Here is a 14302-nt window from a genome sequence, read left to right on the forward strand (position 1 = left end):
AGCGCCGTTCGGCGCCTTTTTTCTTTCATGACAGCCAAGCATTTCTCAAAAGCTGTACGCCATGTGTGATCTGATCCGTATCGAGATGGGCGAAACCCAGCTTTATGATCGGCGGTTCGGGTTTTTCGGCAACGAAATAAACGGCGGTAGGATATACCTTCACTCCGTACTGAAAAGCGCGTTCGATTAATGTTTCTTCTGTATAGTTCAGGTGAACTCTCACCAATATATACAATCCCGACTGCTCGCCGATGATCGTCACATGATCGCCGAACTGCTGCTTTACATGTGAAATCAAGTGCTGCATTTTTCGCCTGTAAACAATGCGCATGCGCTTAATATGGCGGGTCCATTCACCGGCCTTCATCAATTCAGCCATGGTCAGCTGGTTAAGCGAAGAAGCGGTGCCTTCGAAATGAATAAACCGTTCTTTATACCGGCGCAAAAGGCGCTGCGGCAAAACCATATAGCTTATGCGGATGCCCGGAAGAAAGGATTTTGAGAAATTCCCTAAATAAATCACCCGGTCTGATTGAATGGAAGCAAGAGCGGGAAACGGCTGCTGTGTATAACGGAATTCACTGTCATAATCATCCTCTAGAATATAACCCTCTCTATGATTCACCCAATTGATCAGAGTTTGGCGCTGCTGAATGGACATGCTTACGCCGTAAGGGCTGTGATGGGATGGGGTCACATAGATTAATTTTTCTTTCATTGCATGTAATTGAGAAAAATCAGCTCCGTTTTCATAGACAGGCATCGTTTCCAGAGATAGCCCGTGAAATTGAAATGCCGCTCTGGCACCGTCAAATCCCGGGTTTTCAACGATCATTCCCGAAAAATCCTCTTTCAGAATCCGGCTGAGATATATCAGCATCTGCTGGGTGCTGCTGCCGATGATAATGGAATCCGCATCTGTTTTCACCCCGCGGGATTCCAAGAGATAAGCGGCAATTTGTTCACGCAGGCCTCTCTCGCCGAACGGTTCGCCGTACAGAAAGCTTTTCTCTGATGTCAAAACTTGATTGTATAATTTTCTCCATGTTTTCAGAGGAAAATGCTTTTGATCGACGGCTCCGGCGCAAAAATCAGTCAGGACCGGCTGAGTTGATTCGGTTTTTTCAGCGTAAACAACATCGTTTTCTTTTTGAAATATAGAAGGTTCTACTTCATTTACAAAATAACCTTTGCGTGTTTCTCCGCGAATGTATCCCTCCGCTAAAAGAAGATCATAAGCCATCAGCGTTGTATTACGGCTTACCCGCAGGGAATCCGCCAGCTCGCGAATGGAAGGCAGCCGCTCATCTGCCTGAATATTTCCCTGCTCAATCAATGTTTTAAATTGCTCGTAAATTTGTTTGTATTTCGGGGTGCCGCTTTCGAAAGCGAAAATCATATTTTTCATCAGATGTTCTCCTCTGACATGTGTATTTGTTTGAAACTGTATCTTTTTAAATGTCAGTTGATATCTTATTATAGCGGAAAGCGCTTTATCAATCCATGTTCAGAGAGGAGAGTTTTGTATGTATATTCCGGCTCCATTTCAGCTGAGTGAAGCTGAAGCGTGCGATGTAATCAAAAAGTATGGTTTCGCAGCATTGTTTTCAACGGCGGAAGGCATGCCGTATGCAACCCACCTGCCATTGATGATGAGTAAGAATAACGAATGCTTATACGGTCATTTTGCATTGCCGAACCCCCAATGGAAAGAGATTGATGGCCAAAACGTGTTAGCCGTTTTTCAAGGGCCTCATTGTTATATCTCGCCTAAATGGTATGAGACGAATCAGGCTGTTCCCACATGGAATTATGTGGCGGTTCATGTATACGGAGAGGCGGAGCTTTTGGATGAGGAAGAAACCGTGCAATCGATGAGTGATCTCGTATTGAAATACGAAAGCCCCGACAGCCCGTACAAATTAGAGGATGTCGATGCGAAATTGCTGGCAGGCATGAACAAAGGGGTAAAAGGTTTTAAAATCAAAATCAGCAAAATAGAGGGGAAAGCAAAGCTGAGTCAAAATCATTCAGCCGCAAGACAAGGGCTGGTCGTACAACAGCTCAAACAGATTCCTCATACAAACGAACAGCTCATTTCCGGCTTGATGGAAGAAAACATCAAGCGGATCACTGCAAAAAACTGATCCATACCTTAAAAACATACCGGCAGCATGCGGTATGTTTTTTTCTGATTATGAAGCTTTTCTCAGGATGAATAAAGACTCAAACAGCACATAAATCAACGGCGCCGATAAAATGAAGAAAGAATGAAAAATAGCATACGGTATGAGTAAGTAAACGATAAGTTTTAATAGAATGGAAGACGTTTTATTCAATGTCCAGCGATTCTTCAAGATATCAGTCATACAAGCTGAAACAAGGCCGACCGTCAAATATCCGGCTGCTATGTACAGATAAATAAAAAGGTAAAACCGGTCAGACAACGGCGGTGTGTCTTCTTGTGTCACTTTTAAACTCACATAAAAGACCAATAAAAAGCAAACGGACGAAATCAGAGCTAACAAAAGGTGTTTATATAAATACTTCTTCATGTGTTTCACCTGCCTATGGCGCAATTATTTCTTAACATATTATGACATGGTTTTACCGCTGCTGAAAGAATTGGAAGTCCTGCTATATGAGCGGGGCGTAAAGAATCAATATCATCTTTTCATGAATCCGGATGTTTTGTTCGGATGGATGTAAAGAAGAATATACCAAAAAAAGCTGTCAGCTTGGTCCTGACGGCTTATTTTTGGGGAAAGGCTTATTTCTCCGTGGTGAAATAAAGCAATGCTATGACCGGAAAAGCGATTCCAATCCATAATGTGATACTCCACCCGCCTGAGGCGTATGCCCATCCTCCGATTGATGATCCTGCAGCGCCGCCCAGAAAGAAGATTGCCATAAATAATCCGTTTAATCGGCTGCGGAATTCAGGTGCCAACGAAAAAATGGCACGCTGACTGAGTACGAGATTGGCAGATACCCCCATATCCAACAGGATAGCTGCGGCCACCAGAACTGCTACTCCGACGGGGGAGCTGCTCTGAATCATGAGCGGGAGTAATAAAGAAACGATGACAACACCGAGAGCGATTCCGGTGGCAAGCCGGGTTAAGCCGCGATCAGCCAGACGGCCGCCTATCGGTGCAGCCGCTGCACCCGCAATGCCCGCTAATGCATACAGCGCGATTGCCTTCTGAGAAAAATGAAAAGCAGGCCCGGACAATAATAAAGGTACAGTCGTCCAGAATAAGCTGAAAGCTCCAAATACAAACGCATGATAAATGGCACGGCGGCGTAAGACCGGAGTCGTGCGCAGCAGCTTCCACATTGAACCGAGTAAGACGGTGTAGCTTGTGTTTGCTGTTGGTTTTCTGGCAGGAAGCACTTTTGATAAGACGATTGCCAGGACAACACTTAACGCGGCGGATAAAGCAAATATGGCATTCCACCCCCATATATCAGCGACCAGGCTGGATATCGGACGGGAAAGCATAATACCGAGAAGCAGGCCGCTCATCACATTGCCGACAACCCGGCCTCGTGCGGCATCTGGTGCAAGGATGATGCGAACGGAACTAGCACTTGGGCTGCGATGGATCCCAGTCCGATGAAAAACGCAGCGGCTAAAAACAGTGTTCCATGCTTCACACATGCTGTCAGAGTTAGAGCGGCTGCGCTTAGTAGGAGCGATACCACGACAAGTTTTCTGTTTTCGATAATATCTCCCAAAGGGACGAGAAACAGCAAGCCGGCAACGTATCCGATTTGAGTCAGCGTGACAATCAATCCGGCACTGCTTGGAGAAAGCCCGATTGCCGCACTAATGAATCCTGCCAAGGGCTGTGCATAATAAAGGTTAGCGACAATGATACCGCATGCCGTTGCGAGAAGAAGGGTTAAACTGGTTGAGATTCTCTGATCTGCTTTTTGTTTGTTTAATGTAGCCATGTGAATGAACTCCTTTTTAATGATTTTATGAGGTTTGATAAATATTTTGCTGATTCATCTCCTCTCCATAGATTTTTAATGCTAAGGTTTAGCGGAGTGTTGAACATTTTATAAACTGAACGTTCAGTTTTATTTATAAGTGAATGATATACTAAACGTTCAGTTTTGTAAATAGGTTTCTGTTTTCTTTTTTTATACATATTAAGTATACTGAACGTATCGTTTATAATTCGGGAAGGAATGATTCATGTGCAGAGTAAACGAGGACGGCCGCGTGATGAAGGAACACATAAGGCGATTCTTTCTGCAGCCTATGATCTATTGTTGGAAAATGGCTTTGACGCGGTGACAGTCGATAAAATTGCTGAGCGTGCCAAAGTAAGTAAGGCAACGATTTATAAATGGTGGTCAAACAAGGCTGCCGTTATCATGGACAGCTTTCTTTCGACCGCTACGGACAGACTGCCTGTGCCCGATACAGGATCAACAGTGCAAGATATATTGACCCACGCCACGAATTTAGCAAGGTTTTTGACGAGCCGGGAAGGAACCGTTATTAAGGAATTAATCGGTGCGGGGCAGCTGGATGCAAAATTGGCGGAAGAATATCGCACGCGATTTTTCAAGCCCCGCCGCCTCCAAGCGAAAGGCCTTCTGGAAAAGGGAATTCAAAAAGGTGAATTAAGAGAGAATCTTGATATTGACGTAAGCATCGATCTCATTTACGGACCGATTTTCTATCGTCTGTTGATCACAGGTGATGAGGTGAATGATTCCTATGTGCATGATCTGGTGATGAGTGCGTTTAAGGGAGTTCAGCCTGCCTGAAAAATACCCGGATCATGTGAAAGAGATACAGACTTCTGCTCCCTATGGGCGGAATATAATGAAAAGGCCGAACAAGTTCATTGTTCGGCCTTTTCTGATTGATTTGCGAACTGCCGGGCGGCCGCCACGCAAGCGATAACGCCGGCATTCACCGCCGCAAGTTCCCATCCTGCTTTTTCATGGAGAATCATGGCGGCCAGTAACAGTCCGAAGAAAGGCTGCAGAAGCTGCAGCTGTCCGACCGCGGCGATGCCTCCCTGGGCGAGTCCGCGATACCAGAATACGAAGCCGATCAGCATGCTGAATATTGAGACATATGCAAGACTGAGCAGTGCGGGCGCGCCGATGTTTGACCATGAGTCCGGCATGAAGCAGAAAGACAGGATGAACATAAGGGGAAGCGATAAAACGAGTGCCCAAGAGATCACCTGCCAGTTGCCAAGCCGCCGGGAGAGGCGGGCGCCTTCAGCATAACCGAGACCGCACACGATAATCGAAGCGATCATGTACGTATCACCGAGCGGAGAGGATTCTCCTCCTTGCAGCAGAGCATATCCGGCTACGAGGATGCTGCCGGCAGCCGAGAAAATCCAAAAGACCGGCCTGGGCCGTTCGCCTCCTCGCAGTACGCCGAAGATCGCCGTCGCAAGCGGGAGAAGCCCGATGTAGACAATGGCATGAGCGGATGTGACATGCTGAAGCGCTAAGGCTGTAAGCAGCGGGAAACCGATCACGACGCCGAGCGCTACTGTTATTAGTGAAATGATGTCGCTTTTGGCAGGGCGTTTCTCCTGAAAAATGAGGAGCAGAGCGCCTGCCAATATACCGGCTATCGCGGCGCGGCATACGGTGAGAAAAACCGGGTCAAAGTCCGCTACAGCCAAGCGGGTCGCAGGAAGCGAGCCGCTGAAAATGAGCACGCCGATAAATCCGTTAATCCAGCCGTTTGCGGCTTTCTTCATTCCAATCACTCCAATATATATTTCTAAACCCATTTTCAAAGTTTATAATGACTATAAACTGAAATTGGCCTTATACAAATGGCCAGTTTTTATAAAAAGAAGAATGCCAGTTTGGAGGGAGCAAAAATGGATATCACGCCATTTTTAAATAGAGATCTGAATATTCCGCTTTATCAGCAGCTTTATCGGCATTTTAAGGAAAATATGCATCAGGGCCGTCTTCCTAAAGGACTGAAGCTTCCTTCAAAAAGGCTTTTGGCAAGTCAGCTTTCCGTCAGTCAGACGACTGTAGAGCGGGCCTATGAACAGCTTGCCGCCGAAGGCTATATTGTCAGTAAGCCGAGAAGCGGATGGTTTGCCGATTATGACTCGGACGCCGTCTATGTGAAAAAGCCGGGCGCTTCGCCTGTTCAAACAAAGGCGAAGGAAGACCGCCAATGGATTGATTTTCACTACGGCACTGTGGATGCCGCTCATTTTCCTTTTTCGGCATGGCGCAAAAGCATGGTTGCAAGCTTAGATCAATACGGGCATGAGCTGTATCGGCCCGGGGATGATTTGGGCGAGCTTGAATTGAGAACGCTCATTTCGGAGTACTTATATCAGTCGCGCGGAGTGAATTGTCTTCCTGAACAAGTGATAGTCGGCGCCGGGAACCCTGCTCTTTTGCAAATGCTGTGCAAAATATTTGAAGCAAATCTATCCATCGGATATGAAGATCCGGGTTATCCGAGAGCGAGGGAGATTTTTAAAGCCAATCACATGAAGATTATTCCGATACGCGTCGATAATGAAGAAGTCTGTATCCGGAAGCTGAATGAAGAGCAGCTGCGTCTTGTATATGTCACGCCTTCTCATCAATTTACGTTAGGAACGGTTATGCCGGTAAACAGAAGGATTCAGCTGCTGAAATGGGCGGAGGAACATCAATCGTTCATTATAGAAGATGATTATGACGGAGAATTCAGATACAACGGCCAGCCGATCCCAGCATTGCAGGGGCTTGATCAGCATCACCGTGTCATTTATATGGGAACGTTTTCCCAATCTCTGCTTCCTTCGCTGCGCATCAGCTATATGATTCTTCCTTTGCCGCTTATCGAAAAAGGCAGGGAAATCGCTTCTTTATATAAACAGACCGTCTCCTGCCACAGTCAGCTGACGCTGGCTCAATTTATCAAAAGCGGAGAGTGGCAGAAACATATTAACAGAATGAGAAAGCTGTACCGGAAAAAAAGAGCGGTATTATTAGAGGCCGTGCGGCGCGAGCTGGGACAATACGTCAGGATTCGCGGAGAAAATTCCGGGCTGCGGATTTTACTTGACGTTCATCTGCCTTTCAGCGAAAAAGAGCTGATTGAAAAGGCGGAGGAACAAGGCGTCAAAATCTATCCCGTGTCTCTTACCTATCAAAAACAGGTCCCTGAAAAAACAGTTTCTCTCGGTTTCGCGGGGGTTTCTGAAACCGATATACAAGAAGGCATAAAAAAACTGAGAGCCGCCTGGGCGCTGTAAAAGGCAGCTCACAGTTTGAAATACTGAAGCTTGAGTCAGGGGTGCTGTCTCAGCAGCAAAACGATTTATAGGACGGGCAGGCGGAGCGCCGTATCAATATTTTGTAAATTAAACCGGACTTGTTCATCTGTGTTCCACGGATGATACCAGCCTTTTTCTATCATATAGCGTGAGATTTGCTCATGCATGTCGATGGCTTCTTCTAAGTGACGGGTGAGGATCGCTTTCACTTCAGGCGTTCCGGCTTCCGTCGCCGCCATCGCATAGTTTCTGACTCCGCTTTTAGCCGAATTCAATAAATCCATTGCGACAACTTGGTCTGTCAGTGCATCCATCCCCGTCAAGTATTCAATAATCGGATTCATTCGTCATTCATCTCCTATTCATGCTTTGCCTCAGATAAAATCGAGGCAAATTCCTGCAATTGCCTTGTTGATGTATCCGCATCCTGCTGCATGATTTCTTTCAGCTGCGGATCGGATACGAGCGCTTTCATGGTTTTGGATTTCGTCAGGCAAAGTGACTTAAAAGAAGCCATCTCCTGAATTTCGAGTAATTCATGTAAGGCGCTGGCCATTTCTGTAGCCTCCGTTCTCTAAGGTTTGAGTACAACTTTAATACAATCATCTGTTTTCGTGTCAAACATCTCATAGCCGTGCTTCGCTTCACTAAGCGGAATGACATGGCTTACAACATCGCCCGGATCAATTTTGCCGGTTGACACCAGTTCAAACATATACGGCATATAATGGATAACCGGAGCTTGTCCGGATCGGATATTGACGTTTCGCTGCATGATATCGCCAAGGGGAAACCCGTTGTATCTGCCGCCGTACACACCCGTAATCTGGATCGTTCCGCCTTTTCGCACGGCTTGGGACGCGATGACCAATGCGCTCATCGCCCCGCCTTGAAGTTTTAATCCGCTGGCGAGGAACTCAAGATCTGTCATTTTTCCGTCCATGCCGACGGCGTCAATGACAACGTCGGCGCCGCCTTTGGTGATTTCCTTCAGGTAGCTGCCCGTATTTTCGTGGTCTTCGAAGTTCACGATTTCCACTTTATTCGTCCGTTTCGCATGCTGGAGACGGTAGTTAACATAGTCTACGGCTATTACGCGTTTCGCTCCCTTTAACCAGCAGAATTTTTGAGCGAAAAGGCCCACGGGCCCGCAGCCGAGAACGATGACCGTATCGCCTGCTTTTACGCCGGCATTGTCAACGCTCCAAAAACCGGTTGTCATCGCATCGGCAATAACACTCAATTTCTCATCCGGTTCTTCGCATGTTTCGGGGACTTTAAAATGGGTAAAGTTCGCAAAAGGGACGCGCAAATATTCGGCCTGGCCGCCAGGATAGCCGCCGGTACTCCCTGAATAGCCGAAATAAGCGCCCATATCGCCGTTTTCATTTGATTGATCACATTGGCTTTCCAAGTGATTTTTACAATAAGTGCATTCTCCGCAGGCGATATTAAAAGGAATAATGACGCGGTCGCCTTTTTTGACTTTCGTCACGCCGGGACCGGTTTCTTCCACGATGCCCATCGGTTCATGCCCGATGATGTAGTCTTCCTGCAAGTTCGGGATGAGTCCGTGGATTAAATGTAAATCTGATCCGCAAATTGCCGTACTTGTGACTTTTATAATCATGTCATCGTGTTTTTCAATCTTCGGATCAGGCACGTCTTTGACTACGACGTTTTTCACTCCTTGATACGTTACGGCCTTCATGCTGTAATACCTCCAGTGTTAGTGTTCATCAGGTGTGCGGTCAAACATCCCTTTTCTGTTCGTTTCAACGGGAAACAGATTCATGTTTCCGACCATGAGGGTATTTTTCGCAGAGAGCTGGTCCAGTTTATACTGTTCGCTCAGATCATGCGGGTGAAACCACTTTTTGCTGACCATCAAGTCTGTAATTTCCTGATGCATCGCGATTCCCTGCATGAGCTGTTTGCGCAGCAAAGCTCTTACATCAGGTGAAGCGGTTTCTGTCAAAGCGACGGCGGTATTTCTGACGCCTTCTTTTGCCCTTATGAGAAAATCCATTGCGAATGTCATATCTGCGAGTTCAGGGACGTGTAATGAATTGATTGGATCTAAATGGTCATGATTCAACGATGCTTACCTTCCTTTCAATTGATGATCGAAGTCGGCCGGTTTTGAGGAACAGGAGCCTGAAAAGATGCCCGTTCATAAACCGCCTGCAGATCAGCCAGGTCTTGCGAGGCTTGCTGAACATCTTTCTCCATTAACGTTTTCAGATCCTGATCAAACACAAGCCCTTGCATGAGCTTGGATTTCGCTACACAAAGCGTCTTGAAGTTAATCATTTCATGTAAGTCAAGCGACTCGTGAGCCGCTAATTCACGCTTTTCCATAATCGTCTTAAACCTCCTCTTCTCAATTACATAATTAATTTCCCCTGAGAAAAGAGCTCTAGTCTTACAAATTTTGTTTATAAGAAAAAAGAGAGAAGAAATCTGACGGTACATCAAAAAAAGAGGAAGCCTAATCCCGAAGATGATAAGTCCGGCAAACACGATGCTTTTGAAAGCGGAAAAACAACCTGCGCTGATGACAAATATCCCAGTGATAACAAACAGAACGCTGACCGGGGCAACGAACCTGGTTCCCTTCCGCGAGATCATCCGGCTGGCGCTTAACAGGCCGATCAATGAGCCGAACGCAAGCCCATATATAACCAATCCCGCAGGCTGTTTTTTCTTTCACCCGTCATGCAGGACAGAAGGGGAAGGTGAGAAGCAGGCACTTATGGTATGATGACAAATAGAATAAAACATCGTGAGGCCGGTCGGCTAAAAGGAAGTGGACAGAGATTGTTTGGTACAAAACATCAAGAAGACTATGTCTCCCGTGACAGACGCTCATTGCATATGCTTGCGCTTCGGGTGCCCGGTCTGGCGTTTATTTTTATGGTATATGCCGCATCAGTCTCTTTGCAGTACATTTATGAAAGCTGGACGGTTTTATTGCTGCTGTTATTCACGATATTGATCGTCATTTTTGCCGTGCTGCACTGGCATTCCTATCGCTGGGTCAAGAAAAAAACGTTTCTTTATTTCATCATACAGGGATTTATCATATATACATCGGCTAACTTGATGACCGGGGGCTATATCGCGGCGGTCATCGGTCTCTATGCCTTTTTAATCGGGCAGATTATCGGAATGGCGGATAAGGGCAAAACGCTGCTCATACTCTATCTTTTCATTTTAATGTCCATAGCAGCCCTGCACCAGGAGCATCCGCATCATCTGCTTCGTTTCATCGTTATCGCCGCTCCCATCATGATCGTGATTATCACGTATGCGGCAACATTTTTCGCGCAAGTTGATGAAAAAATAAAAACACAGATGACGCTTGAAAAATTAGAACTCGCTCATCGGCAAGTGAAACAGCTGACGCTTCAGAATGAAAGGCAGCGGATGGCGAGAGACTTGCACGATACGCTTGCACAAGGGCTGGTCAGCTTGCATATGCAGCTTGAAGCGGTACATGTTCATCTTTCAAAGGGTAACACTGACAGGGCGAAAGACATCATCAGCCAGTCAATGGACAGAGTGAAGGGCACATTGGCTGATGCGCGCTCGGCCATTGACAACCTTCGCAGCAAATCAGAAGAGATCGGGTTCTTAAAAGAAAGCATCACTGAACAAATCAACCATTTTACAGAAGCCTCCGGGCTGTCTTGTTTTTTAGATTACAGCGTGCATCATGTGCTTGACGTTCATACGGCGGAGAATTGCCATTACATGATCGGAGAAGGCCTGACAAACGCCGCCAAGCATGCAGAAGCCAAGAATGTCTGGGTGTCCGTTCAGGAAGAAGAGGGACAGATCCGCATAACCGTCAAAGATGACGGGAAAGGCTTTGATGCCGGAACAGAAATGAGAAAAAGCGGACATTACGGGCTGCTTGGGATACAAGAACGCGTCAATATGATGAATGGCACTTTCCGTATAACAAGCGCCAGATCAGCGGGAACTCAAATTGAGATCATCATACCAATTCAAGGAGAAGCGGAACATGTATAAAGTGTTAATAGCAGATGACCATCTTGTCGTCAGAGAAGGTCTGAAGCTTTTGATAGAAACAAATGACCATTACACCATAACGGGAGAGGCGGAAAACGGGAAAACCGCCGTCCGCCTCGCAGAGGAACTAAAGCCCGATGTCATTCTCATGGATCTGTACATGCCGGAAATGAGCGGGCTGGAAGCCATTAAACAGATAAAAGAGCATTCTGATGTGCCGATCATTATTTTGACGACCTATAATGAAGATCATCTGATGATAGAAGGCATTGAATCAGGCGCGAACGGTTATCTGCTGAAGGACACAAGCTCAGAAACCTTATTTCATACGATGGATGCGGCGGTGAGGGGAGAAGTGCTTCTGCAGCCGGACATCTTGCGGCGTTTCCGGGAAATGAAAATGGAACGGGCAAATGCCAATGAAACACAGCTGACGGACAAGGAAATCATAGTTCTGCAAGCCGTTGCGAAAGGACATAAAAGCAAAGCGATCGCCTTCGATTTAGGAATCTCAGAGCGGACGGTAAAAGCGAGATTAACATCGATTTATAACAAATTAGGCGCTGATTCGCGGACGGAAGCCGTCACCATTGCCATGCAAAAAGGCATTCTGAAACTGAATATATAATGAAAAACTGCCCAAACGTACATGCCCCTATGTACGTTTTTTTTATGTGAATGTGAACTACAATTAGGCAGAAAGTAATGATTGGAGAGGAGTATTCGATGTCTGGTTTTTTATATAAATTAGGGGGATGGTCTGCCCGCAACCGATTCAAAATGATCAGTGCGTGGCTCGTGATACTGATCGCTTCGATTGTGATCGCCATCTCGTTAAAACCTGCTTTTTCTGAGGATATGTCAATTCCCGACACACCTTCTGAAAAGGCGATGGATGTGATTCAAAAAGAATTTTCAAAGGGGCCCGATAAAGGAAGCATACGGGTTATTTTCGGAGCTGAAGACGGGAAGAAATTGACGTCAAAACCGGAAAAACAAGCGATTGAAGAGACATTAAAGAAGATCAAAACAGATCATTCAGTCGCTTCGATTGCAAGTCCTTTTGAGACAGGAACCATTTCTAAAGACGGATCAGTGGCATATGCCGATATTACGTACAAAAAAGCGGCGGATGACATTACGGAGGCGTCTGTTTCACATATTAAACACAGTCTGTCCGCCGCCGGAGACAAGGGCCTGCAGACGGAGCTCAGCGGTGATGTGCCGGGGGCCGGTGTTGAAGTCGGCGGTGTCTCTGAAATTGTCGGCGTTGTGCTGGCTTTCGTCGTTCTGGCCATTACGTTTGGTTCATTAGTTATAGCGGGGCTGCCGATTGTCACAGCCCTGATTGGGTTAGGCGTAAGCGTCGCGCTGACGTTAATCGGAACACAGGTCTTTACAATAGCCTCGGTCAGTCTCTCATTATCCGGAATGATCGGCCTGGCCGTCGGGATTGATTATGCGCTGTTTATCTTTACGAAGCATCGTCAGTTTTTGGGCGAAGGTGTACAAAAAAATGAATCGATCGCTAAGGCTGCGGGAACGGCTGGCAGCGCCGTCGTTTTTGCGGGACTAACCGTGATCGTCGCGCTTTGCGGATTGACTGTTGTCGGCATTCCGTTCATGTCTGCCATGGGATTGACTGCGGCACTCAGTGTGCTGATGGCTGTATTGGCTTCAGTAACGCTGGTGCCTGCGGTGTTGTCAATCGCAGGAAAACGAATGATTCCGAAATCATACAAGAAGAAAGAAAAGAAAAGCGCCGACACGAATGCCTGGGGGCGCTTCGTTACAAAGAAGCCTATTCTGTTAAGCATTTTCAGCATCATTCTTTTAGCCGTCATCAGTCTGCCGGCCATGCATTTAGAGCTGGGGCTGCCTGATGCGGGAATGAAAGCGAAAGACAGCCCGGATCGCCGCGCCTATGATCTGTTGTCTAAAGGATTCGGAGAAGGCTTTAACGGCAAGCTGACAATTGTTGCCGATGCAAAAGGGGTCAAGGGGAACAAAAGTGAGGCATTTCAAGACGCCGTGAAAGAAATGAAGGACTTGCACAATGTGGCGAGTGTCACACCTGCCATGCCGAACGAAAAAGGGGACTATGCCATCATTACGGCAGTGCCTGAAACCGGGCCGAATGATAAGGCAACGAAAGAGTTAGTGCAGGATATACGGAAACGATCAGACAAAAACGGCATCCGCCTGCTCGTCACCGGGTCAACCGCGGTGAACATTGATATTTCAGACCGGTTAAACGATGCGATCCCGGAATTCGCCATTCTCATTGTCGGGTTTGCGTTTGTATTGCTGACCGTTGTTTTCCGCTCGCTTCTCGTGCCGCTTGCCGCCGTTGTCGGCTTTTTGCTGACAATGACCGCAACACTCGGGTTATCGGTATTCGTCCTGCAGGATGGACATTTCACCGGCTTGCTGAGCATTCCGGAAAAAGGCCCGATTCTCGCCTTCCTGCCTATTTTGGCGATCGGTATTCTTTTCGGGCTGGCGATGGATTATCAAGTATTCCTTGTCAGCAGAATGAGAGAAGAATATGTCAAAACAAAAAATCCGGTACAAGCCATTCATGCCGGATTGAAACATAGCGGACCTGTCGTAACAGCGGCGGGACTGATCATGATTTTCGTCTTTGCGGGATTCATCTTTGCGGGAGAAGCTACGATCAAATCCATGGGCTTGGCAATGACCTTCGGTGTGCTTTTTGATGCGTTCATTGTAAGAATGACCATTATTCCGAGTGTCATGAAGCTGATGGGACATGCGGCCTGGTACTTGCCGAAGTGGCTGGATAAAATCATTCCGAACGTGGATATCGAAGGCCATAAGCTGACACAAGGCAAAACACCGGAGAAACCGGAAGAATAAAATGAAAAAGCAGATCGTTTGGAACTGACCCCATAATATGAGACAAACAAAAAACACCTTCAAGTTTGAAAACGGACCGTTGTTATCCGAAATAAAAC

Annotated in this window: 15 protein-coding genes and 1 pseudogene; 7 read left to right on the forward strand and 9 right to left on the reverse strand. The window is 46.7% G+C overall.

Going from position 1 to position 14302, the window contains the following annotated elements; all coding sequences use genetic code 11:
* Positions 1–25 precede the first annotated feature (25 nt).
* The gene (locus tag NYE68_RS03240; protein ID WP_053573690.1) at positions 26–1408 is read right to left on the reverse strand and encodes a PLP-dependent aminotransferase family protein; all 1383 of its coding nucleotides are present in this window, start codon (positions 1406–1408) and stop codon (positions 26–28) included.
* Between the two features lie 118 nt (positions 1409–1526).
* On the opposite strand from NYE68_RS03240, the gene NYE68_RS03245 reads away from it, so the two are divergent.
* Positions 1527–2147 (forward strand): FMN-binding negative transcriptional regulator, encoded by a 621-nt coding sequence (locus tag NYE68_RS03245; protein ID WP_146283791.1) that lies wholly within the window; start codon positions 1527–1529, stop codon positions 2145–2147.
* Between the two features lie 48 nt (positions 2148–2195).
* Here NYE68_RS03245 and NYE68_RS03250 read toward each other — a convergent pair whose 3' ends face one another.
* Together NYE68_RS03250 and NYE68_RS03255 are read right to left on the reverse strand one after the other, a co-directional pair.
* Complete coding sequence (locus NYE68_RS03250; protein WP_229041590.1) at positions 2196–2555, reverse strand: hypothetical protein; 360 nt, start codon at positions 2553–2555, stop codon at positions 2196–2198.
* A 215-nt stretch (positions 2556–2770) separates the two neighbouring features.
* Positions 2771–3960: pseudogene (locus tag NYE68_RS03255) on the reverse strand (MFS transporter).
* 249 nt (positions 3961–4209) lie between these two features.
* On the opposite strand from NYE68_RS03255, the gene NYE68_RS03260 reads away from it, so the two are divergent.
* A complete protein-coding gene (locus NYE68_RS03260) occupies positions 4210–4788 on the forward strand; it encodes a TetR/AcrR family transcriptional regulator (RefSeq protein ID WP_007409331.1) in 579 nt (192 codons plus the stop codon).
* Positions 4789–4865: 77 nt separating this feature from the next.
* Here NYE68_RS03260 and NYE68_RS03265 read toward each other — a convergent pair whose 3' ends face one another.
* Positions 4866–5750 carry a DMT family transporter gene (locus tag NYE68_RS03265; RefSeq protein WP_007409330.1) on the reverse strand — a complete coding sequence of 295 codons (885 nt, stop codon included), beginning with the start codon at positions 5748–5750 and terminating at the stop codon, positions 4866–4868.
* Positions 5751–5876: 126 nt separating this feature from the next.
* On the opposite strand from NYE68_RS03265, the gene NYE68_RS03270 reads away from it, so the two are divergent.
* Positions 5877–7265, forward strand: coding sequence for a PLP-dependent aminotransferase family protein (locus tag NYE68_RS03270; protein WP_324636092.1), 1389 nt, complete (start codon positions 5877–5879; stop codon positions 7263–7265).
* Between the two features lie 65 nt (positions 7266–7330).
* Here the strand turns inward: NYE68_RS03270 and NYE68_RS03275 are convergent, their stop codons facing one another.
* Genes NYE68_RS03275 through NYE68_RS03295 form a run of 5 tightly spaced genes read right to left on the reverse strand, consistent with a single transcriptional unit; the run spans position 7331 to position 9647 of the window.
* Positions 7331–7630: a spore coat protein gene (locus NYE68_RS03275; protein WP_053573696.1), complete on the reverse strand. Its 300-nt coding sequence runs from the start codon at positions 7628–7630 to the stop codon at positions 7331–7333.
* A gap of 14 nt (positions 7631–7644) precedes the next feature.
* The gene (locus NYE68_RS03280; protein ID WP_053573697.1) at positions 7645–7842 is read right to left on the reverse strand and encodes a hypothetical protein; all 198 of its coding nucleotides are present in this window, start codon (positions 7840–7842) and stop codon (positions 7645–7647) included.
* 18 nt (positions 7843–7860) lie between these two features.
* Positions 7861–8997: a zinc-dependent alcohol dehydrogenase gene (locus NYE68_RS03285; RefSeq protein WP_003156072.1), complete on the reverse strand. Its 1137-nt coding sequence runs from the start codon at positions 8995–8997 to the stop codon at positions 7861–7863.
* Positions 8998–9015: 18 nt separating this feature from the next.
* Positions 9016–9384 carry a spore coat protein gene (locus tag NYE68_RS03290; protein WP_003156070.1) on the reverse strand — a complete coding sequence of 123 codons (369 nt, stop codon included), beginning with the start codon at positions 9382–9384 and terminating at the stop codon, positions 9016–9018.
* A 17-nt stretch (positions 9385–9401) separates the two neighbouring features.
* Positions 9402–9647 carry a hypothetical protein gene (locus NYE68_RS03295; RefSeq protein WP_016937104.1) on the reverse strand — a complete coding sequence of 82 codons (246 nt, stop codon included), beginning with the start codon at positions 9645–9647 and terminating at the stop codon, positions 9402–9404.
* Between the two features lie 142 nt (positions 9648–9789).
* Here NYE68_RS03295 and NYE68_RS03300 point away from each other — a divergent pair, with 142 nt between their 5' ends.
* From NYE68_RS03300 to NYE68_RS03315, 4 genes are all read left to right on the forward strand, one after another.
* Positions 9790–10050, forward strand: a complete 261-nt coding sequence (locus tag NYE68_RS03300; RefSeq protein WP_053573698.1) for a hypothetical protein — start codon at positions 9790–9792, stop codon at positions 10048–10050.
* Between the two features lie 113 nt (positions 10051–10163).
* Complete coding sequence (locus NYE68_RS03305) at positions 10164–11324, forward strand: sensor histidine kinase (protein ID WP_053573714.1); 1161 nt, start codon at positions 10164–10166, stop codon at positions 11322–11324.
* Entirely contained in the window at positions 11317–11952 is a 636-nt protein-coding gene (locus NYE68_RS03310) for a response regulator transcription factor (protein ID WP_014304442.1), read from the forward strand. The genes NYE68_RS03305 and NYE68_RS03310 overlap by 8 nt, the downstream gene beginning before the upstream one ends.
* 98 nt (positions 11953–12050) lie before the next feature.
* A complete protein-coding gene (locus tag NYE68_RS03315) occupies positions 12051–14204 on the forward strand; it encodes an MMPL family transporter (protein ID WP_324636091.1) in 2154 nt (717 codons plus the stop codon).
* Positions 14205–14302: the final 98 nt, after the last annotated feature.

Source organism: Bacillus sp. FSL R5-0447 (genome assembly GCF_038606125.1).
Lineage (GTDB): Bacteria > Bacillota > Bacilli > Bacillales > Bacillaceae > Bacillus > Bacillus velezensis.

What these genes read in the sequence shown, in the direction of transcription:
- NYE68_RS03240 (WP_053573690.1), bottom strand. Translation starts at nt 1,408, where the DNA reads ATGAAAAATATGATTTTCGCTTTCGAAAGCGGCACCCCGAAATACAAA.
- NYE68_RS03300 (WP_053573698.1), top strand. Translation starts at nt 9,790, where the DNA reads ATGATAAGTCCGGCAAACACGATGCTTTTGAAAGCGGAAAAACAACCT.
- NYE68_RS03275 (WP_053573696.1), bottom strand. Translation starts at nt 7,630, where the DNA reads ATGAATCCGATTATTGAATACTTGACGGGGATGGATGCACTGACAGAC.
- NYE68_RS03310 (WP_014304442.1), top strand. Translation starts at nt 11,317, where the DNA reads ATGTATAAAGTGTTAATAGCAGATGACCATCTTGTCGTCAGAGAAGGT.
- NYE68_RS03285 (WP_003156072.1), bottom strand. Translation starts at nt 8,997, where the DNA reads ATGAAGGCCGTAACGTATCAAGGAGTGAAAAACGTCGTAGTCAAAGAC.
- NYE68_RS03245 (WP_146283791.1), top strand. Translation starts at nt 1,527, where the DNA reads ATGTATATTCCGGCTCCATTTCAGCTGAGTGAAGCTGAAGCGTGCGAT.
- NYE68_RS03295 (WP_016937104.1), bottom strand. Translation starts at nt 9,647, where the DNA reads ATGGAAAAGCGTGAATTAGCGGCTCACGAGTCGCTTGACTTACATGAA.
- NYE68_RS03315 (WP_324636091.1), top strand. Translation starts at nt 12,051, where the DNA reads ATGTCTGGTTTTTTATATAAATTAGGGGGATGGTCTGCCCGCAACCGA.
- NYE68_RS03270 (WP_324636092.1), top strand. Translation starts at nt 5,877, where the DNA reads ATGGATATCACGCCATTTTTAAATAGAGATCTGAATATTCCGCTTTAT.
- NYE68_RS03305 (WP_053573714.1), top strand. Translation starts at nt 10,164, where the DNA reads ATGCTTGCGCTTCGGGTGCCCGGTCTGGCGTTTATTTTTATGGTATAT.
- NYE68_RS03280 (WP_053573697.1), bottom strand. Translation starts at nt 7,842, where the DNA reads ATGGCCAGCGCCTTACATGAATTACTCGAAATTCAGGAGATGGCTTCT.
- NYE68_RS03250 (WP_229041590.1), bottom strand. Translation starts at nt 2,555, where the DNA reads ATGAAGAAGTATTTATATAAACACCTTTTGTTAGCTCTGATTTCGTCC.
- NYE68_RS03265 (WP_007409330.1), bottom strand. Translation starts at nt 5,750, where the DNA reads ATGAAGAAAGCCGCAAACGGCTGGATTAACGGATTTATCGGCGTGCTC.